A 19,263-nucleotide genomic window follows, 5' to 3' on the forward strand; every position below is an offset into this window, starting at 1 on the left:
AGCTAGAAGCTAGAAGCTAGAAGCTCATTAACATCCGCATTCACCATAGATTGGCATTGTTGTAACGCTTCCATCTGGTTTTTCAATGGTTAAAGTACCTTCAAATAGTAAAACCTCTTCATTTTTTATCTTCTTACCTTTTACGGAAATTTTATAATTTTCGTTTTCAATTTCTTTGTTCAGTTCTTCATCTACTTCCATGTCACTGGATGAAATCAAATTCATTGCGATTCTTTTTCCGTCGAGTTTCATGTAAGCCGTTTTTCCCGCATCATCTGCATAAATGTACCTTTCGTTTTCAAAATCTGCTTTATTTCTTGCAAAATAGCAAGAACATTCTTTGATTTCTTTCGGGAAAGGAAATACATCAACTAAAATATTCGCAGGTTGAGCATCTGTTTTTGCAGAATCCTGAATGAAATTCAGAGAATCTTTGGGTTTAGAATTATTTGAAACGGTTTCTTTTTCCTTTTTGCAAGCAACCAATAAGAATGCTGAAAAGAAAATGATTAAATATTTCATTTTTTGTTTTTTTTTGAATGATACAGTTTTTTAATTAAACAAGTTTCAAATGAGTTTAATGAGGTTGTTTTTGTTCTATTTTATCAATTAACTTTTTAAAATTTTTCAACTCAATTGAAGGAAAATCATTGATTATCATTGACGAATCACTAAGAATAATACGATTAAATATTCCACTGTGAGAAGGTGTAGGTTTTCTATTGATTTTATTCTCAGTAAGCTCATCAATGATTTTGATAATTAAGTCGCTGTCTTCATCAGTAATTTTTATACGCTTAACTGATTTTGTGATTTTCGATTCACTTACATTGTCACAATTTCCAATTTTCTCTGAATAATCTGCAAGCAATTGGCCTTTAAAATCATCTCGGTAAATTATAAGCTGTTTTTGGTCTCCACCCCATTCTCCACATTTATCGTCGACATTTAATATTTCTAGCTTATTACCATAATTTACATTAAGTAATCTTTCTTCCTTTTGACAAGAAATGATAATAAACGCTCCAAATAAGATAAGAAATATTTTTAAAAGTAATAGTTTTAATATTTGTTGCAAATGAATTTCCAAAAGCTATTATCCTCTCGCTCTTTCTAAAAGAACCATCATCAATAAAGACAAAACCACTAAACTTTCGTCTTCGTCATCAATATCAATCATTCTTTCAAGCTGGAATCTTCTTCCGAACATTGACGGCATTTTTTTGAGCTTAAAATATTCTTTTCCATCGATACCTCTTACGGTGTATGATGGATTTAGAAAATATCCTGTAAACATTCCGATGATTGGAATTTCACCCACCATTCCGTCAAAAAATTTAACCCAGGCGTTGTCTTCTGTAATAGTGAATTTTTGCTGATCTGCTTCGTCCAAAACATTGTAAGAAGACTTCCAGATAGAGCGCATTCCTTTTCTTGCCAATCTTCCAAAGTTTTTCCCGATAGAATCTTTGATAGAGTAAGATGCATTAAAATCAATCCATTGGTTTGCCTGAATTCTGAAAAGCTCCTTGGTTTTGCTTTCGTCATTGAAAACGATAACGTCTTCTTTCAGTTTAAACATTTTCTGACGCACATACGCTACGTAATTGCCATTTTTGTCTGTAATGTTGAAATCGCTGGCAAGAGTGGTGATTTTAAATTTAAAATCCAGCGGATAATTAAGATTGTTAAGAATCATTTTAGTTAATTTTCTGTTTAATATTTTGATGATCAAAGATAATGGTTTTTTCAGATTTTTAAATGATTAATTGATAATTCTGATCTGGAAAAAACTCAATTTTAATTCATAAAATTATCATAGTATTTGACTGTTTACTATTTAAATTTTACAACTATAATTCTTATTTTTGTTTTATGGATTACCCAAGTAAAGTATTGGCAAAAGCAGTTGAAGAAATCTCCGGACTTCCGGGTATTGGAAAGAAAACTGCCTTGCGTCTTGCGCTTCATTTACTTAAACAACCCAATTCCAGAGCGACAAGTTTGGGGACTTCAATCATCAATCTGGTGAATGAAATTAAATACTGCAAAGAATGTCACAACTTTTCAGATTTTGACGTCTGTGAGATTTGCAGCAACGATAAGCGCAGTGATGAACTGATCTGCATTGTTGAAGATGTACGTGACGTTATTGCCATCGAAAACACGGGAAAATACAGAGGAAAATATTTGATTTTAGGTGGAAAAATTTCTCCGATGGAAGGAGTAGGACCTAATCAATTAAATATTCCGAGTATCGAAAAGAAATTACAACAAGGTTTGGCAAAAGAATTTATTTTTGCTTTAAGTGCAACGATGGAAGGTGATACCACGGCTTACTATATTTATAAAAAATTCAAAAATTCGGGAATTCAGTTTTCTAGTATCGCACGAGGGATCTCGGTAGGAGACGAACTGGAATATGCAGACGAAATTTCCCTTGGAAGATCAATCACCAACAGACTTCCGTATAACGAAAAGGATTAAAATGACTTACAAACTTTCGATCATCATCGTTAATTATAATGTGACTCAACTCCTGAGAAACTGTCTTCTTTCTATTGAGAAATATACAGAAGATGTAAAGTACGAACTCATAGTCATTGATAATAAATCTACTGAAAGTTCTTGGAGTGATCTTATTCCTATATTTCCAAAAGTGAAATTTATTGCTTCGGAAAAAAATGAAGGTTTTGCTGTTGCAAATAATAAAGCAATAGAAACTGCTTTAGGAGAATATCTTTTGATTCTAAATCCTGATACCGAGTTCGAAGGTTTTTATTTAAATGAAATTTTAAATTTTGCTGATTCTAAAGCGAATTTCGGATGTTTAGGAGTTAGAATGCATGACGCGAACGGAAATTTTTTACCGGAAAGTAAACGCTCGGTTCCGGATATGTTCAATTCTTTTGAAAAGTTATTTACGGGTTTAAAAAAGAAAAATTCAAAATCATATTATCGAAATGATGTTGGAGAATTTGAAATTGCTGAAGTAGAAGTAATTACAGGAGCATTTTTTCTGGTTAAAAAAGAGGTTTATCAAAAAGTTGGCGGACTTGATGAAAAATATTTTATGTACGGCGAAGACATCGATCTCTGCTACACTTTATTAAAAAACGGATTCACAAATTTTTATTACGGAAAAGCTTCAATTTTACATCACAAAGGTGAAAGTACCATAAAAGATGAGGCTTATCTCGAAAGATTCTACGGTGCGATGCAGATTTTTATAGATAAATATTACCGAGAATCAAAACCCTTGCAATATTCATTTCTCAAGGCTGGTTTAAAATTAAGACATAAGATAGAGCTTATTAAACTCAAATAAAAAGCAACTCAAATAATTGAGTTGCTTTTGTTTTATCTTAAAAAAATAATTTCTTATTTAGTTGCCGGAACACTTACCGGAGCAGTAGTTTTAGAAGCAGGAGCTGTTTGATTAGCAGGAGCTTCAGTTTTTGGCATTGGTGGAACAGGCGGTGCAGATTGTTTTGGTTTCCCGGTAACAACTACGCTGATTAAGATAAGAACGATAATTACCGCTCCCAAAGTCCATGTAGATTTTTCCATAAAGTCGTTGGTTCTCTGTACTCCGAACTGTGCAGAAGAAGCACCTCCGAATGTACTTGAAAGGCCGCCTCCTTTAGGGTTCTGAGCCATAACAACGATTACCAATAAAATGCTGGCAATCATAATAAGAACCATCAATAGTGTAAATATAGTATCCATTAATTCTAATATCTTTTTGAATGGGCAAATTTAATGTTTTTTTACAGAACCGCAAAATAAAGATTTCACTAAAAACAAAAAGCGGCAACAATTGTTGCCGCTTTTTTATGATATGCTAGTTTCTTATTTGAAATCTGAATCTTTTGCCTGATTTACTTCGTAAGATTTTACATTCATTGTCATATCCATACCCATCTGACTCATTGTGATTTTGTAAGGCATTTTCACACCTGCAACATCTTTGTAATCAGAATAAGTTGTAGGAACAGTAAATGTTTGCCCCTGAGCTTTTTCAACTTTAGTTTCCCCAGTCTTTAAACCGGTTTTTACACTGTAATAGTAAGTCTCATCACCAGCTTTGATTGCGTAAGAATCTTCACCGTTTATTTTTTCGATGCCCCCCAATTGGTAATCACCAGATTTTGCGAAACCTAACTCTTCGAAAAGTTCAGTATTTTTCAGGTTGTCAGCAATTTCTTCTTTAGTCATTGGTACTTTCTGACCTTGTTGCTCAGAAAAACCTGTTTTACCATCAAAAACCTGTTTCTGAAGAGTCATTGCTCCCATAGAAACTAATTGTAATTCTTTTCCTCCCTGTGCTTTGATAGTTTTGATATCAATGTTTTGTCCCTGCATAGACATTGAGCCAGTCATTGTGTAAGAAGAAACTTTAGCTAAGTTTGCTTTACCTCCAATTGCTGTAATGTATTTATCTACAACAGAAGCTACCGTTACACCAGCATCAATTTTCTGCGCAGTTGGTTTTGCAACAGGATTTGCATTCGTATCATAATATTTTACAGGGTAACCTAATTTTTCTAAACCTTCAGAAATATCAGATGCTTTACCAGCGATGAAAATTCTGCTTTGGTTTGGTAAAACTGTAGCTTTTACAGCGCTTGATACATCTGCAGCAGTCACTTTATCGATTGATTTCAGATAATTTGTATAAAAATCAGCAGGAAGGTCGTTAACTTTCTGACTAACTGCAAATCTTGCGATCGTTGCAGGCTGCTCCAAAGACATGATGAAACTTCCTTTCAATTTAGCTTTTGCATTTGCTAATTCGTCTGCTTTTACGGTAGAAATTCCATTGATTTCATTCATGAATTCTTTTACCGCTTTATCAGTAACTTCATTTCTTACGCTTGCTTCCGCTGAGAAATCAGGAGAATATTTGCTCGGGCTCATGCTAGAGTATGCACCATAAGTAAATCCGTTTTTCTCACGAAGATTCATGAAAAGTCTTGCTTCACCGCCGCCGCCTAAGATGTAATTGGCAATAGTAGCAGGGAAGTAATTAGGATCTTTCATCTTCAATGTATTGATGTTTCCTACAGAAACTACAGATTGTACTGCAGATGGAACGTCAACTACGTTAATCTCTGTTTTGGCAACATTTGAAGCCGGCTCCAAAGGTGCAAAAGTGGTGTTTGCTTTTTTCCAGTTGCTGAAAGCTTTCTCCACCAAAGGTTTCACTTTGTCAAATTTTACATCACCTACGATTACCAGATAAGCATTATCCGGAGCGTAATATTTTTTGTAAACATTCTGAACATCTGCAAGCTGAATTTTATTTACGGTTTCTACTGTTTGAAATTCTCCTCTTGAAGTGTTTTTTCCGTAGATCAACGCGTTAGAAACTCTTGAAGCGATAGATGAAGCATTTTTTTCTTCACTTTTGATACCTTCAATAGATCTTTCTTTTGATTTTTGAATTTCGTCAGCAGAAAATTTAGGATTGATAATCGCATCAGCCATTAAACCTAAAACTTCCGGGAAATATTTTGAAAGTGAGTTAGAAGAAGCTCCTGCAGAACTGAAACCTAAGTTTGCTCCCAGGAAATCAATCTTTTTGTTGAATTCGTCTTTGCTTAAAGTCGTTGTTCCGTTACCCAGCTGATCTGCCATGATTTCGCTTACTCCTGCAACATCACCCTCGTAATAAGGTTGTCTGTCCATAGAAAGGCTCATGTTTACTCTTGGTAGTTTGTTGTTTTCAACCACCATTACGGTCAAGCCGTTTTTAAGCTGAAAAGTTTTTGGCTGCGCAATGTTGATTGCAGGAGTTGGTCCCGGCTTCGGCATTGCATTCAGGTCAATTTTTTGTGCAGAAAGCATTCCTGTGAATAAAAATGCTACTGCTATATATGTTAATTGCTTTTTCATTTGTAAAAATTTAATTTGAATAATCCTTGATAAATTGATCATTGTCTTGAGATTGATAAAAGACGCTTGAAAATGTCGTTTTAATAATCTAAAATCCTGAATCTATTTAATGATTATTTTTTTTCGGGAACGTAATTAATGATTACTCTTTGGTTAGGATTAAGATACTTTTTAGCAGCATTTTGAAGATCTTGCTTCGTGATCGATCTGTAAATGTCGATTTCTTTATTGATCAAATTAGTATCTCCCATCAACACGTGGTTTGTTGCCAATGAAGCAGCAATTCCCTGAATGCTTGAGTTTGCGTTTACAAACTGATTCTCAAACTGATTCTGAAGTTTTTGATAATCTTCCTGAGAAATCAATGTAGTCTGAAGTTTTTTGATTTCTGCATCAATATCTGCCTGCAAAGTCTGCTTCGTTGTAGCTCCCATCGGGATTGCAAAAAATGCGAAAATTCCGTAGTCTTCAAGACCTTGATTAAATGCCTGTACCTGAAGCGCTTTTTTCTCCTGATCAACCAATTTTTTGTATAAAACTGAAGATTTTCCGCTGCTTAAGTAAGAAGAAAGCATATCTAAGATATACGCATCTTTTTCTTTGTTAGCCGGGGTTCTATAAGCGAAAACGTAAGCCGGAAGCTGAATATTCGGGTCAGTAGCCGTTACTTCTTTTTCCTGAGTGATTGGCGCATCTTTCGGGAAGTTTTTAGGATAAACAGTTCCTTTAGGTATGCCACCGTAGTATTCCATAATCCATTTTTTGGTCTGCTCAGGCTTGATATCACCTGCTACAACCAAAGTTGCGTTATTCGGAACGTAATATTTTTTATAAAAAGCTTTAAATTCTTCTAGTTTTGCACCATTTAAATCCTCCATAGAACCGATAGTCGGCCAGTTGTAAGGGTGATTGGTGAAGAGGTTTTTCTGTACCGTTGTGAAAAGATTTCCATAAGGCTGGTTATCCATTCTTAATCTTTTTTCTTCTTTTACAACTTCTCTCTGTGTATCTACACCGATTTGGTTGATTTCTGCATGACGCAATCTTTCAGCTTCCATCCAAAGTCCCAATTGCTCGTTGTTAGACGGGAAAGTTTCGTAATAATACGTTCTGTCGTTTGTCGTGTTTGCATTGTTTTGTCCTCCGTTTGAAGAAACGATTTTGAACCATTCTCCTCTTTTAATATTGGGAGTTCCTTCAAATAAAAGGTGCTCAAAAAAGTGAGCAAAACCCGTTCTTCCTATAACCTCGTCTTTTGCCCCGACGTGATACATTACCCCTGTTGTAACTACCGGTGCCGAATTATCCTGATGAAGAATTACGTGTAAACCATTTGGCAGATCATATTCTTCGAATTTGATTTGTTGTGCATTCAGCATTACTCCAAAAAAAGCAGCTGCCGCAGCACTAAGAAGTCGTTTTTTCATAAATAGAAATTGTTTTGTCAATTAGTGCCAAAAATACATTAAATGTTACATATTTTTAATTAAATTTTGTAGTTTTAAAAGTTAGAATCATCATTTGATCTTAATCATACAATTCTTTCATTATCAAGAATTAATTTCGAACGCAATTATCCGGACTTCATGAAAAGCTTTATAGAACAGAATATTTCACAGGAATCATTAATCACTTTATTCAGCCAGGCTCCTGTAGCAATGTGTTTGTTGCTGGGCGAAGATCTTATTATTGAGAGCGCCAATCCTCAGATTTTAGAACTTTGGGGAAGAGATTCTAGCTCGGTTGGTCAGCCGCTATTTGACGTGCTTCCAGAAATCAAGTCTCAGGGTTTTGTAGAAATTTTTGAAAACGTTTATCATAAAGGCGAGGTATTTAAAGGAAATAAACTATCCATTTTTTTGGAAAAATTCGGAAATTTAGAAGAACATTTTTTCGACTTTATTTATTCACCGGTTTATCATGTTGATAAAAAAATTATTGGGGTAAGTGTTGTTGCCACTGAGGTTACAGATCAGGTAATGTCTGAGCGTAAACTTAGAGAAAGTGAATATCGATTTGAAGATTTAATTAAAAATTCTGACTATTCTACAGCAATTTATCGTTCCGATGATCTTTATATAGAACTTGCCAATGACCTGATGCTCAAAACCTGGGGCAAAGATGCATCAGTAATCGGAACAAAGCTGGAAGATGCTTTGCCGGAGCTCGAAGGTCAGCCTTTTATAGGAATTCTAAAAGATATTTTCAAAACCGGGCAGACGTATACTGCAACCGAAGACCGTGTAGATCTTGTGGTGGATGGCAAACTTCAGACCTATTATTTTAATTTTTCCTACAAACCAATCAAGAATCAAAACGGCGAAGTGTATGCGATTCACAATATGGCGGTTGATGTTACAGATTTGGTGATTGCCCGTAAAGAAATTCAGCAAAGAGAAGAAAAATTCAGAGATCTGGCCGATTCTATGCCGCAATTTGTATGGACTTGTGATAAAGACGGAAAAATGACTTATATGAATGATAACTGGTATCGCTACACGGGTTTCGACAGAGAAGAAGATCCAGCGATCGGTGTAAAGAAAATTATTCATCCGAACGTCTATGCAGAAGTGGAAACTATTTGGGAAGAAAGTCTGAAAACAGGAAATTCTTTTGAAATGGAATATCAGTTTTTAGATCCGAGTAATCCTGAAATTTACCGATGGTTTTTGGGAAGAGCGGTTGCCGCATTTGACGATTGTGGAAACATCAAACAGTGGATCGGAACTTTCACAGATATCGACGATTTTAAGCAGCTTCAGACGCAAAAAGATAATTTCCTCGGAATTGCAAGTCCGAACTGAAAACACCTTTGACGAGTTTAAAGATTTACACTCAGTTTATCGAAAAAAATCTTGTTCGCCAAAATGATCTGAAGAATGCTCAGGTTGCCAGAAAGATGGATGACCAGATTGATCTTTTAACCGATCTAATAAGTGATCTGCTTGACGTTACAAAAATTCAGAATGGCAAAATTCAACTCAATGAATCTGAATTTGATTTTGATCAGCTCGCAGAAGAAATTGTTGCCGAACAGCAAATGTCTGCAAGGCATAAGATTACATTTAATCACTCTCAGGTAGGTAAAATATTTTCAGACAGACATCGTGTATCACAGGTAATGAGCAATCTCATAAGCAATGCCGTAAAATATTCTCCCGATGCAGATGAGGTGATTGTTTCTACAAAATTAGTAGGCGATCACGTGAGATTCTGTGTAAAAGATTTCGGGATTGGTATTCCTGAAGATAAACAAAAGAAAATTTTTGAACAGTATTACAGAGTGAGCAATGCGAAAGAGCATACTTTTCCGGGGTTGGGATTAGGTCTATACATTTCTTCAGAAATTATCAAACGTACAGGTGGCCGCATTTATGTGACGTCAAATGAAGAAAAAGGGTCTGATTTTTGCTTCGAAATTCCCAAAAGTAAAAACGTACAACAAAATGCCTAATGCGACAAAAGTTTTAGTGGTAGATGACAGTCCTGCGATCGTAGATTCTATAGAAATGATGCTGGATTTTGAAGGATTTGAAATAGAAAAATTTTATAAAGGTTCAGATATGTTGAAAACTTTGAATGCAGATTCTAAACCCAATGTTATCCTCATGGATATGTGGCTTTCCGGGGAAGACGGCCGAGATATTTGCAGAGAAATAAAATCTGATGAAAATTTAAAAGATATTCCTGTTTTGATCATGTCGGCAAGTCGTGGTTTAGAACAGTCGGCTTTGGAGGCTGGTGCAGACGCTTTTATCGCCAAACCTTTTGATCTGGGAGATATGGTTGACAGATTAAAGACTTATGCTAAATAAATTTTAAAACTTACAATACACAAACGATCAGCAGAATTTATTTTGCTGATTTTTTTTTTGCCTAAATTGTAAAGAATTACTCGGAAATTATAAGGCAGACATTTCGATACAAAATTTGAATTCTCCTTATAATACACTAATTTTGTGTTCCCAAATTTTTTTGCTGTATGGATTATCTGAAAGGACTCAACGAATCACAATATGAAGCCGTTACCACTTTACAAGGACCTCTCATGGTGCTTGCAGGAGCCGGTTCCGGGAAAACACGTGTGCTTACGATGCGTATTGCGCATTTGATTACAAATGGGGTTGATCCGTTTAATATTCTGGCATTGACCTTTACCAACAAGGCAGCAAAGGAAATGAAAGAACGTATTGCAAAAGTGGTAGGACAAAGTAATGCACGAAGTCTGTGGATGGGTACTTTTCACTCTGTTTTTGCAAGAATTCTGAGAAGTGAGGCGCATTATTTGGGCTATCCTTCCAATTTTACGATTTACGATCAGCAGGATGCTTTAAATGTCATCAGAAAAGTTTTGAAAGACATGAATATTGATGCAGATCTGTATAAGCCCAAAAAAGTTCAGGCAAGAATTTCCAATTATAAAAATAACCTGATTACCGTAAAAGCATATTATAACAATCCTGAATTAATTGAAGCTGACGAAAAAGCCAACATGAAATTCATCGGAAAAATTTATGAAAAATATGTTGAAGCCTGTTATAAAAACGGCTCGATGGATTTTGATGATTTATTGCTGAAAACCAATGAATTATTAACAAGATTTCCCGAAGTTTTAGCTAAATATCAAGACAGATTCAGATACATTTTGGTAGATGAGTACCAGGATACGAATCATTCTCAGTATTTGATTGTGAAAGCTTTAGCCTCAAAATTCGAAAATATTTGTGTGGTAGGTGATGATGCACAGTCGATTTACTCTTTTCGTGGTGCGAATATTTACAATATTTTAAATTTCAAAAAAGATTATCCGGATGCAATGACGGTTTCTCTGGAACAAAATTATCGTTCTACCCAGAATATTGTAAATGCTGCAAACGTAGTAATCTCTAAAAACCTTCAGCAGTTTAAGAAAAATGTTTTTAGTGAAAACGAAGAGGGAGAAAAAATCAAAGTGTACAGATCGCTTTCTGATGCTGACGAAGCCAATTTCGTTGCCGGGAACATCTGGGAACTGAGCAACAGAGAACAAAAGAAATTCAGCGATTTCGCAATTTTATACCGTACCAACTCACAGACAAGAGCGTTTGAAGACTCTTTAAGAAGAAAAAATATTCCGTATAAAGTGTATGGCGGTTTGTCTTTCTATCAAAGGAAAGAAGTGAAAGATTTGATTGGTTATCTTCGTCTTCTCGTCAATGAAAATGATTCTGAAGCGTTAATGCGAATCATTAATTATCCCACAAGAGGAATTGGTGAAACTACTCAGAATAAATTGATTGTTTTTGCAGATTCACAAAATATATCGGTATCAAAAGTTCTCGACAATCTCGGAATGTACGCGCCACAACTAAAATTTAACAATGGAGTTTTAACTAAGCTGAGTGATTTCTGGTCGATGATCAAAGCATTTCAGGTTTTGCTTAAAACGGAAACCGCATACAGCGTTGCGATGGAAGTTGCCAAGCGAAGCGGTTTAATTAAATTTTTAAAAGATGATCAGACTCCAGAAGGTATTTCCCGTGTAGAGAACGTTCAGGAATTAATGAACTCAATGCAGGGCTTTATTGAAGAACAGCAGCAAATTGAAGATGGTGACCCAAGTTTACCAAATTTCCTTGAAAACATCGCACTTTCTGCCGATACACAAAGGAAAGATGATAATGAAGATATGGTTTCGCTGATGACGATTCACCTGTCGAAAGGTCTTGAATTTCCGGTTGTACATTTGGTTGGATTGGAAGAAAATTTGTTTCCGAGTTTTATGAGTTCGGCCACCAGAGAAGATCTGGAGGAAGAAAGACGTTTGTTTTATGTTGCATTGACGAGAGCCGAAAAACAGGCATTTTTCTCCTACGCAGTTTCTCGTTTTCAGTGGGGAAAAATTACCGATGCAGAACCGTCACGATTTTTGAGTGAAGTCGATGAGCAATATATTGAATTTTTAAATCCTGCGATTGAGAAGAGATTCATCAATAATGCCGGAATTACCTCTAATATATTTGATGAGCATCCTTCTGAAATGCGAAGTTTCAAAAAAGTGGAGAAGAAGACGATCGCTAAGTCTGAAAACGATAAGCCGATTGCAGAACCTAGAAAACTAAAACCGGTAGCGACAGCAAAAATTATCAATCCAAGTGGTGCTTCTTCGCAGGATATCGAGGTGGGTGACAAAGTGAGACACGACCGTTTTGGTATTGGTGAAGTTAAATTTTTAGATGGCACCGATCCTCAGAATATCAAAGCGAAAGTAGTTTTCTTACATGAAGGTGAGAAGAATTTAATTCTGAAATATGCTAAACTGACAAAAATTTAAGTCTAAAATTTGATAATACATATTAAACAGACTTTTTCTGAAGGTCTGTTTTTTTATAATTCATATCTTTAAATTCCAAAAAGAATACAATGAAAAAGATTCTCATATTTTTATTCATAACGATTACTTCAATACCCTTATTTTCACAGGAATATCAAACCCTTCAAAACGTTCACTACTACGAAGAAACAACGAATAAATCTGACGCTTACATTAACGAAAGATGTGTTTTGGATGTTTATGTTCCAAAAAACACAAAGAATTTCTCTACAGTAATCTGGTTTCACGGTGGCGGGATTACAGGTGGCGAAAAACATATTCCCGAAGAGCTTAAAAATAAAGGAGTCGCAGTAATTGCGGTCAATTACAGATTGTCTCCGAAAGTGAATGCTCCGAAATATATTGAAGACGCTGCAGCTGCAACAGCCTGGGTTTTTAAAAATATTAAAAAGTATGGAGGAAGTGAAGATTTAGTTTTCATCTCAGGACATTCAGCGGGCGGATATCTTGCAATAATGGTTGGTTTAGATAAGTCTTATTTGAATAAATATAAAATTGACGCCAACAAACTAGCCGGAATTATCCCGTTCAGCGGACAAATGATCTCCCATTTTACCACAAGAAAAGAAAAAGGAATCGATGAACTGGATGCTAGAATTGACGAGATGGCGCCACTTCATTTTATCCGTGCAGATGCGCCGCCTTTGCTTTTAATTACAGGTGACAGAGAAAAAGAACTTCTCGGAAGATATGAAGAAAACGCATATATGTGGAGAATGATGAAGCTGAAAGGCCATAAAGAAACCACACTTTACGAACTTGATGGCTTCGATCACGGCGGAATGGCTCAACCTGCTTTTCCTTTGTTACTGACCGAGATAAAAAGAGTTGAAAAAGTGAAGAAAAAATAAATATTTAAAAATTTTGATTTCTTACCTGTTCATTTAGTTTTATTTTTTTTGTGAAATAATAAAATTGATCATAGCTTCATTGAGCTCGTTCTGATAAGATTTTTCTGTATCTTTAAAACCGTGATTTCCTTTTTTTACTACGATCAGCGAATGTGGAGTAGTTGTTTTATCCAGCATTTTAATCAGTCTTTTTGAATGTCTAATTGGGGCAACCTTGTCTTTATCACCGTGCAGTATCAATGTGGGAACGCTGTTGTCGGTGTAATTTAAAGGTGAAACTGTTTTGCAGATCTCAATCACTTTTTTCCTGTCAGTCTTTATATCGTAGCCTGTAATTCCTTTGGCAAGTTTGGTTCTGATGTCAATAATTTCTTTAGCGATTAAACCTACAACAAAAAGTAGCGGCTTTGGTGCTTTGGTATGTAACAATCTATTCATATCCGTTGGGCCAAAATTATCAACTACATAATTTACTCTCCCGGAATATTTTGATAATTCTGAATCGCCAATAAATTCACTATCAGTTGTATAAGCAGAAAGTAAAGAAAGATGTGCCCCCGCGGAAACGCCCCAATATCCAATGTTTTCTGAATCAAATCCGTATTGAGCAGCATTTTTTCTCACCCATCGCACCGCATCTTTTGAGTCTTCCACAGGACCAGGAAAATGAACAGTATCGCTTACCAAACGATAATTGACACTTAAAACTGCAAAGTTTTTTTCTGTAAGTTTCAAAATAGTTTGTTCAACATAATTGTCCGGTGCGATTACCTTATCGCCAAGTGCCCACGCGCCGCCATGTAAAAAAACAACAACTGGTAATTTTCCAGTTGTAGAATTTTTTGGTTTGTAAATGTCTAACTGAAGATCGTTTCCCAGATCGTCTTTTTTATAAGTAATATTTTCAGAAACTGTGGTTTCTTCTTGAAGTAAAGTGCTCTTTTTTGTCTGCGAAAATAGTGATGCCGATAAGAAGAAAATAAAAAACAGGTTTATAAAAACCCTGTTGATATGTGTTGTGGGAAATTTAGAATTCATAAAAATAAATTTGAAAAAGCGTTATTTTACTAACTCCTCAAAAAGTTTACCAAACGTCTTTTCCAGGTCTTTAGATTTTCCGGGATGAGGTCTTGAGGTTTGTACTACAGCACTTCTCAACGCCGTCAACCAGCGGAATCTTTCAGGAATATCCATGTGAGCAACCGGACCGCCATCTTTGGCTCCGTAGGCTATCTTCTGGAAACTTTCAAGATTTTGAATAATATCATCATAATCCAGTTTGCTTCTCATGAGTTTAAATTTATCTGGGCAGAGATAAAATTCTACACGGATAAATTTTTCTTTCTTTGAAAACATCACCAGTCCTATATTGAAAAACTCTTCTCTTTCAACTTTGGGAACCAGCCGTATAACTGCGTATTCGTATATTTTATCCTCTAGCATTTTTGGCTTCTTTTAAAAAGATTTGAGAGTTTTCCAATCGCGTTTTCATAAAATTAAAATACACTTCACGAATTTCGTCTGCATTTTCTTCGGCATCTTCCCATTGCAACCAGTCTTCCGGGATAAGATTGACAATGTCTCTGAAAACAGAATCATTTAAAATTTCATGAGCAAATTGATCAGCTTCATCCAATTTTGTTGCCTGAGGAAGAAGAACGTGATCTTTTACATATTTAAACGGAGTTTTTGCCGCCGTGTCAAAATTTTGCCACGAATGATGAAAGTAAAAAGAGGCGCCATTGTCAATGACCCACAGTTCTTTATGCCACATCAAAAGATTGGTGTTTTTAAAAGTACGGTCGATATTGGTAATAAAAGCATCTAGCCAGACAATTTTTGAAGCCAAAAGAGGATCAACTTTAATACTTGAATCAAAAGCAATGGATTCTGACAAGTAATGCAAACCCAGATTTAAACCTTCTGAGTTTTTAAGTAAATCCTGAATTTCTTCATCAGCTTCCGTCCGTCCAAAATCCACATCCAGATTTGCAAAAACTAATTCCGGAATTTTTAAGCCCAAAATCTCGGTAATTTTACCGCCCAGCAATTCAGAAATCAACATTTTAACTCCGTGACCTGCACCACGAAATTTCAGAACATATTTAAAATCATCATCGGCCTCTGCCAAAGCAGGAAGTGAGCCACCTTCGCGCAGCGGGAGAATATAGCGCATTACTGTAACCGTTCGTAAATCCAACATAGCGCAAAAATAAGATTTTACTTTGTGTTTAATTCTATTTTTAATATTTTTAAATGAAAAAGTAAATTGGTCAGTTATCATTTAGAAGTCTATTTTAAAATAGTTTTATTCATTGAGCTTGTCGTTTCGTAAAACCTCAACATTTTAATCAATAAAATATTTTATATTTTCAAGGAATACGCAGTTGCTTCGAAATTTAATACTGAACCTAAAAATAAAAAATATGGAAATCATAAAAGAGCAAAATATCGTCATTCAAAATCCTGAAACCAAAGATTTTCTTGCCGACGCATTTTATATTAAAACTGATAAAAAATTGCCATTGGTAATTTTTATCCACGGTTATAAAGGCTACAAAGATTGGGGTGCGTGGAATTTGATGGCAGAAAAAATTGCTGAAGCAGGTTTTTATTTTGTTAAATTTAATTTCTCATACAACGGAACAACTTTAGTAAATCCGACAGAATTTGATGATCTTAAAGCTTTCGGTGAAAATAATTACTCAAAAGAATTGTCAGATTTGGGACTGGTGATTGATCATTTTAGCAAGAATCCGCAAGTAGATGCAGAAAAAATAATTTTGATGGGTCACAGTCGGGGAGGAGCGATTTCTATTGTGAAAACCTGTGAAGATATTAGAATTAATGGCTTAATTACTTTGGCAAGTGTAGATTCTTTAGATCGATTTCCGAAGGATGATGGTCTTGAAGAATGGAAAAAGAAAGGAGTTTATTACATCGAAAATGCAAGAACAAAACAGGAAATGCCGCACTATTATCAGTTTTATGAAGACTTTAAAAATAATGAACATCGTTTTGATGTAGAGCGCTCAATGGAGATGGCAAAAGCTCATGTTTTGATTATTCACGGGACAAAAGATGAAGGAGTAAGTGTGAAGAATGCTGAACACCTTCATGTTTTGAACCCTAATTCTGAGTTGTTTTTAATTGAAAGCGGAAATCACGTTTTTGGAGCAAAAGAGCCGTGGGAAGAAAAATTTTTACCGGAAGATTTGAATAAAGTAGTTGAGAAATGCATTGATTTTCTGAATGATAAAATAGTGCATGAATAAAAAAGATAGCCTAAAACTATCTTATTTCTTAAAGTGAATTATTGGTTTTTATAGAATTCTTTTTTACTGATTTTAGAAGACTTCTAAAGTTTTTCATCGTCATCATTTCGGTTGTCGGAGTAAAAATTGTTGCTTTCTGACCCTTTTCAACAGAAACTTCCGAAGATGCTTTTAGTGAATATATTTTTTTCAGTGTCGTAATATCATATACATCCATCATCGCAAAAGTTTCATTCTTTTTGTAGTCATATTGTTCACCAAGTGCGCCGTCTAAAGCGTTCCGAACTTTAAATGTATAAACATTTACCAAAAAATTGAAATCAGTGCTGCTCTTTAAAGCCTCAAGATCTTCAGTCTGAGGATCAAACGGAATATTGTTTTTAATAATATTTTCAGACTTTGCAGTTTTCAGATCAAAAGCATTACCACCGCTCAAATCTTGAAAGAGTTGTAATGTTTCCTCACTCATCATTTCTCTGTGATGAGAATCTACTGTAGTATTGATATTGTTGATCAGCCATTTTTTATCTTTCGAAAATACAAGTGATTTACTATAAATGCTGTAATCTTTTCTGACAGGATAATAGCACGACTGTAGAGTAATCAAGACAAATAATAAAATAACACTTTTCTTCATCTGATATCTTTTATCAATTTATTTCACCAAAAGTTTCCACGCTTCCTCAATCCTGTTTTCCAATAGCAACTTTTGTGCGTCAAGATGTACATTTTCATCATCATGACAGTTTTCTGAAGGTAAAACTTCCACATTTGCCAGCATTCCCAAATCGTTTCCCGTAAATACTTTGCTGTATTTTATGGCATCAGGAAGAAGATCAAAGCCAATTCCTTTTGTGACCAATGGTTTGGGAACTTCAAAAAGATTGTTCTCATTATTTCTGGAATACCAATTTCCGCCCAAACGTGCAACCATATCTAATTTTGCCTGGTCTAAATTTCCTTCCTCATTCAAGTATTCTTCCCGTATATGAATTTTTTTTACTTCACAAATTACCAGATTTCCTGCGCCACCTTGATCTCCCAAAGATTTTATTTCTAAAACTTTGCATTCAAAATTTACAGGACATTCTTCAATCAATTTTGGTTTTACCAAATCAGCATCTTTCATCGTCAATCCAGATTTGATAAATTCATTCACATCATCTCCATATTCAGTGGAAGCCAAAGAAATCTGCTGTACGATTGGGAAATTTACGGTTCCGATCACAACTTCAGGAACTTCCAAAACATTCTCCAAAGTATGTTTGGTCGTATTGTCACGAACTCTTCTTGATGGTGAAAAAATCAAAATAGGTGGAACGGTACTGAACATATTAAAAAAACTGAACGGCGATAAATTGCTGTTTCCATCTTTGTCCACGGTTGAAGCCAACGCAATTGGCCGTGGTGAAACGGCTGTCTGCATAATGGTTTGTAGCTGAACGGGAGTTATTTCGTTTGGGATAAGTGTTTTCAAAAATATTTTAATTTAAAATTTAATGAAGTAAATATTATGTTTGTCATTCCGTAGGAATCTTAGCAACATTGAACTATAATAGCTGAGATTCCCTCGGAGTGACAAACTTGGTGTAGATTATTTTGTGGTTAAATAATTTATTTAGTTGGAATAATTTTACCTGAAACCTCCCCGAAACCAACTCTCACTCCATCTTTTTCTGCCCAGGCTTTCATGGTCACGGTGTCATTATCTTCGATGAATTTCCTTTCCTGTCCGTTGGTCAATGTGATTGGGTTTTGACCTCTCCAAGTTAATTCCAGCATAGAACCAAAAGATTTTGGATCACTTCCTGAGATTGTTCCGCTCGCATACATATCTCCAACCTCAAGATTACAGCCATTTACTGTGTGATGAGCCAACTGCTGAGTCATATTCCAATACATATGTTTGTAATTGCTTTCAGAAATAAGGTTTTCTTCACCGTTTTCTGGCTGTATGTAAACTTCAAGATTGATATCGTAATTTTTATCTCCTTCAAATTTTAAATAATCTAAAACCTCGGGATCCTGTGTTGGAGAAGTTGTTTTAAATGGTTCAAGTGCTTCAAGTGTTACTACCCAAGGCGAAATTGATGAACCGAAATTTTTAGCTAAAAACGGTCCTAATGGAACGTATTCCCAAGACTGAATATCTCTCGCTGACCAATCATTGAAAACCACCATTCCGAAAATTGCATTTTCAGCATCTTTAGTAGAAACGCTTTCGCCCATTTCGGTATTTTGATTGATAATGAAAGCCATTTCTAATTCGAAATCCAGCTGTTTGCAAGGTCCAAAAACCGGCTTTTCTGCATCTGCAGGTTTCATCTGACCTTTCGGGCGGTTAATTTCTGTTCCTGAAACAACAATTGATGACGCTCTACCGTGATAACCGACAGGCAGATGTTTCCAGTTTGGTAGCAAAGCATTTGCGGGATCGCGGAACATTTTTCCGACATTTGTGGCGTGCTCAATGCTGCTGTAAAAATCTGTGTAATTCGGAATATGCACAGGCATAATCATTTTTACCTGATCCAAATCGTAGAATGCATCTTCTATCGTTTTTTCATCTTTAGCTAATGTAGAACCTTCTTGCAACAATTCCTGAATTCTTAAACGTACGGCGTTGGTTACCGGTTTTCCCAATTCAATAAATTCATTTAAAGTATATGCTTCGAAAACATTATCGTCTAAACCAGCAATTTCTTCAAAATAAGATAAATCGTACAAAAGTGCCAGATCTACAACCTGATCGCCAATTCTTGTACAACAAGCGATAAATTCTTTATTAAAAACAGCAACCCCGAACGGAATGTTGTGAATAGAAAAATCTGATTCTGAATTGTATTCTACAAATGATTTCATAATA

At 35.3% G+C, this 19,263-nt stretch carries 20 protein-coding genes; 8 read left to right on the forward strand and 12 right to left on the reverse strand.

Translation table 11 applies throughout. The features are described from left to right. Positions 1-27 precede the first annotated feature (27 nt). Genes PGH12_RS16750 through PGH12_RS16760 form a run of 3 tightly spaced genes read right to left on the reverse strand, consistent with a single transcriptional unit; the run spans position 28 to position 1,699 of the window. Complete coding sequence (locus tag PGH12_RS16750; RefSeq protein ID WP_267598619.1) at positions 28-522, reverse strand: hypothetical protein; 495 nt, start codon at positions 520-522, stop codon at positions 28-30. 55 nt (positions 523-577) lie between these two features. After that, entirely contained in the window at positions 578-1,090 is a 513-nt protein-coding gene (locus PGH12_RS16755; RefSeq protein ID WP_267598620.1) for a BTB/POZ domain-containing protein, read from the reverse strand. Between the two features lie 6 nt (positions 1,091-1,096). After that, positions 1,097-1,699, reverse strand: coding sequence for an LURP-one-related family protein (locus PGH12_RS16760; protein ID WP_267598621.1), 603 nt, complete (start codon positions 1,697-1,699; stop codon positions 1,097-1,099). Positions 1,700-1,875: 176 nt separating this feature from the next. On the opposite strand from PGH12_RS16760, the gene recR reads away from it, so the two are divergent. Continuing rightward, a complete protein-coding gene (gene recR / locus PGH12_RS16765; protein ID WP_267598622.1) occupies positions 1,876-2,487 on the forward strand; it encodes a recombination mediator RecR in 612 nt (203 codons plus the stop codon). Between the two features lies 1 nt (position 2,488). Next, complete coding sequence (locus PGH12_RS16770) at positions 2,489-3,328, forward strand: glycosyltransferase family 2 protein (RefSeq protein WP_267598623.1); 840 nt, start codon at positions 2,489-2,491, stop codon at positions 3,326-3,328. A 53-nt stretch (positions 3,329-3,381) separates the two neighbouring features. Here the strand turns inward: PGH12_RS16770 and secG are convergent, their stop codons facing one another. The 3 genes from secG to PGH12_RS16785 all read right to left on the reverse strand — a co-directional run bounded on the left by secG (position 3,382) and on the right by PGH12_RS16785 (position 7,325). Further along, positions 3,382-3,729 carry a preprotein translocase subunit SecG gene (gene secG, locus PGH12_RS16775; protein WP_267598624.1) on the reverse strand — a complete coding sequence of 116 codons (348 nt, stop codon included), beginning with the start codon at positions 3,727-3,729 and terminating at the stop codon, positions 3,382-3,384. A gap of 123 nt (positions 3,730-3,852) precedes the next feature. Continuing rightward, positions 3,853-5,898 (reverse strand): M16 family metallopeptidase, encoded by a 2,046-nt coding sequence (locus PGH12_RS16780; RefSeq protein ID WP_267598625.1) that lies wholly within the window; start codon positions 5,896-5,898, stop codon positions 3,853-3,855. A gap of 113 nt (positions 5,899-6,011) precedes the next feature. Further along, a complete protein-coding gene (locus tag PGH12_RS16785) occupies positions 6,012-7,325 on the reverse strand; it encodes a M16 family metallopeptidase (RefSeq protein WP_267598626.1) in 1,314 nt (437 codons plus the stop codon). Between the two features lie 159 nt (positions 7,326-7,484). On the opposite strand from PGH12_RS16785, the gene PGH12_RS16790 reads away from it, so the two are divergent. The 5 genes from PGH12_RS16790 (at position 7,485) to PGH12_RS16810 (ending at position 13,122) form a co-directional block, all read left to right on the forward strand. Continuing rightward, a complete protein-coding gene (locus PGH12_RS16790) occupies positions 7,485-8,702 on the forward strand; it encodes a PAS domain-containing protein (RefSeq protein ID WP_267598627.1) in 1,218 nt (405 codons plus the stop codon). 8 nt (positions 8,703-8,710) lie between these two features. Further along, a complete protein-coding gene (locus tag PGH12_RS16795) occupies positions 8,711-9,352 on the forward strand; it encodes a sensor histidine kinase (protein WP_267598628.1) in 642 nt (213 codons plus the stop codon). After that, positions 9,345-9,713: a response regulator gene (locus PGH12_RS16800; protein WP_267598629.1), complete on the forward strand. Its 369-nt coding sequence runs from the start codon at positions 9,345-9,347 to the stop codon at positions 9,711-9,713. Before PGH12_RS16795 ends, PGH12_RS16800 begins: the two co-directional genes overlap by 8 nt. A gap of 167 nt (positions 9,714-9,880) precedes the next feature. Beyond that, on the forward strand, positions 9,881-12,211 hold the full coding sequence (locus tag PGH12_RS16805) for an ATP-dependent helicase (RefSeq protein ID WP_267598630.1): 2,331 nt from the start codon (positions 9,881-9,883) through the stop codon (positions 12,209-12,211). A gap of 89 nt (positions 12,212-12,300) precedes the next feature. Continuing rightward, a complete protein-coding gene (locus PGH12_RS16810; RefSeq protein ID WP_267598631.1) occupies positions 12,301-13,122 on the forward strand; it encodes an alpha/beta hydrolase in 822 nt (273 codons plus the stop codon). Between the two features lie 39 nt (positions 13,123-13,161). On the opposite strand, the gene PGH12_RS16815 is transcribed toward PGH12_RS16810, so the two are convergent. From PGH12_RS16815 to PGH12_RS16825, 3 genes are read right to left on the reverse strand one after another with little or no spacing between them, the layout of a single operon-like run. Then, positions 13,162-14,160 (reverse strand): alpha/beta hydrolase, encoded by a 999-nt coding sequence (locus PGH12_RS16815; protein WP_267598632.1) that lies wholly within the window; start codon positions 14,158-14,160, stop codon positions 13,162-13,164. A gap of 21 nt (positions 14,161-14,181) precedes the next feature. Next, complete coding sequence (locus PGH12_RS16820) at positions 14,182-14,565, reverse strand: DUF3037 domain-containing protein (protein WP_267598633.1); 384 nt, start codon at positions 14,563-14,565, stop codon at positions 14,182-14,184. Beyond that, positions 14,552-15,325 (reverse strand): HipA family kinase, encoded by a 774-nt coding sequence (locus PGH12_RS16825; protein ID WP_267598634.1) that lies wholly within the window; start codon positions 15,323-15,325, stop codon positions 14,552-14,554. The genes PGH12_RS16820 and PGH12_RS16825 overlap by 14 nt, the downstream gene beginning before the upstream one ends. Before the next feature lie 223 nt (positions 15,326-15,548). On the opposite strand from PGH12_RS16825, the gene PGH12_RS16830 reads away from it, so the two are divergent. Next, the gene (locus PGH12_RS16830; protein WP_267598635.1) at positions 15,549-16,397 is read left to right on the forward strand and encodes an alpha/beta hydrolase family protein; all 849 of its coding nucleotides are present in this window, start codon (positions 15,549-15,551) and stop codon (positions 16,395-16,397) included. A 28-nt stretch (positions 16,398-16,425) separates the two neighbouring features. Here PGH12_RS16830 and PGH12_RS16835 read toward each other — a convergent pair whose 3' ends face one another. The 3 genes from PGH12_RS16835 to fahA form a co-directional block, all read right to left on the reverse strand. Continuing rightward, on the reverse strand, positions 16,426-17,034 hold the full coding sequence (locus PGH12_RS16835; protein ID WP_267598636.1) for a hypothetical protein: 609 nt from the start codon (positions 17,032-17,034) through the stop codon (positions 16,426-16,428). Between the two features lie 18 nt (positions 17,035-17,052). Beyond that, the gene (locus PGH12_RS16840; RefSeq protein WP_420710305.1) at positions 17,053-17,823 is read right to left on the reverse strand and encodes a flavin reductase family protein; all 771 of its coding nucleotides are present in this window, start codon (positions 17,821-17,823) and stop codon (positions 17,053-17,055) included. 188 nt (positions 17,824-18,011) lie between these two features. Next, entirely contained in the window at positions 18,012-19,259 is a 1,248-nt protein-coding gene (fahA, locus tag PGH12_RS16845; protein WP_267598638.1) for a fumarylacetoacetase, read from the reverse strand. Positions 19,260-19,263 lie beyond the last annotated feature (4 nt).

Origin of the sequence: Chryseobacterium sp. CY350 (assembly GCF_027945075.1) — a bacterium.
Lineage (GTDB): Bacteria > Bacteroidota > Bacteroidia > Flavobacteriales > Weeksellaceae > Chryseobacterium.

Excerpts from the sequence above, each read along its gene's own strand:
- PGH12_RS16750 (WP_267598619.1), bottom strand. The coding sequence starts at position 522 with ATGAAATATTTAATCATTTTCTTTTCAGCATTCTTATTGGTTGCTTGC.
- PGH12_RS16760 (WP_267598621.1), bottom strand. The coding sequence starts at position 1,699 with ATGATTCTTAACAATCTTAATTATCCGCTGGATTTTAAATTTAAAATC.
- recR (WP_267598622.1), top strand. The coding sequence starts at position 1,876 with ATGGATTACCCAAGTAAAGTATTGGCAAAAGCAGTTGAAGAAATCTCC.
- PGH12_RS16770 (WP_267598623.1), top strand. The coding sequence starts at position 2,489 with ATGACTTACAAACTTTCGATCATCATCGTTAATTATAATGTGACTCAA.
- secG (WP_267598624.1), bottom strand. The coding sequence starts at position 3,729 with ATGGATACTATATTTACACTATTGATGGTTCTTATTATGATTGCCAGC.
- PGH12_RS16780 (WP_267598625.1), bottom strand. The coding sequence starts at position 5,898 with ATGAAAAAGCAATTAACATATATAGCAGTAGCATTTTTATTCACAGGA.
- PGH12_RS16785 (WP_267598626.1), bottom strand. The coding sequence starts at position 7,325 with ATGAAAAAACGACTTCTTAGTGCTGCGGCAGCTGCTTTTTTTGGAGTA.
- PGH12_RS16790 (WP_267598627.1), top strand. The coding sequence starts at position 7,485 with ATGAAAAGCTTTATAGAACAGAATATTTCACAGGAATCATTAATCACT.
- PGH12_RS16800 (WP_267598629.1), top strand. The coding sequence starts at position 9,345 with ATGCCTAATGCGACAAAAGTTTTAGTGGTAGATGACAGTCCTGCGATC.
- PGH12_RS16805 (WP_267598630.1), top strand. The coding sequence starts at position 9,881 with ATGGATTATCTGAAAGGACTCAACGAATCACAATATGAAGCCGTTACC.
- PGH12_RS16810 (WP_267598631.1), top strand. The coding sequence starts at position 12,301 with ATGAAAAAGATTCTCATATTTTTATTCATAACGATTACTTCAATACCC.
- PGH12_RS16815 (WP_267598632.1), bottom strand. The coding sequence starts at position 14,160 with ATGAATTCTAAATTTCCCACAACACATATCAACAGGGTTTTTATAAAC.
- PGH12_RS16820 (WP_267598633.1), bottom strand. The coding sequence starts at position 14,565 with ATGCTAGAGGATAAAATATACGAATACGCAGTTATACGGCTGGTTCCC.
- PGH12_RS16825 (WP_267598634.1), bottom strand. The coding sequence starts at position 15,325 with ATGTTGGATTTACGAACGGTTACAGTAATGCGCTATATTCTCCCGCTG.
- PGH12_RS16830 (WP_267598635.1), top strand. The coding sequence starts at position 15,549 with ATGGAAATCATAAAAGAGCAAAATATCGTCATTCAAAATCCTGAAACC.
- PGH12_RS16835 (WP_267598636.1), bottom strand. The coding sequence starts at position 17,034 with ATGAAGAAAAGTGTTATTTTATTATTTGTCTTGATTACTCTACAGTCG.
- PGH12_RS16840 (WP_420710305.1), bottom strand. The coding sequence starts at position 17,823 with ATGCAGACAGCCGTTTCACCACGGCCAATTGCGTTGGCTTCAACCGTG.
- fahA (WP_267598638.1), bottom strand. The coding sequence starts at position 19,259 with ATGAAATCATTTGTAGAATACAATTCAGAATCAGATTTTTCTATTCAC.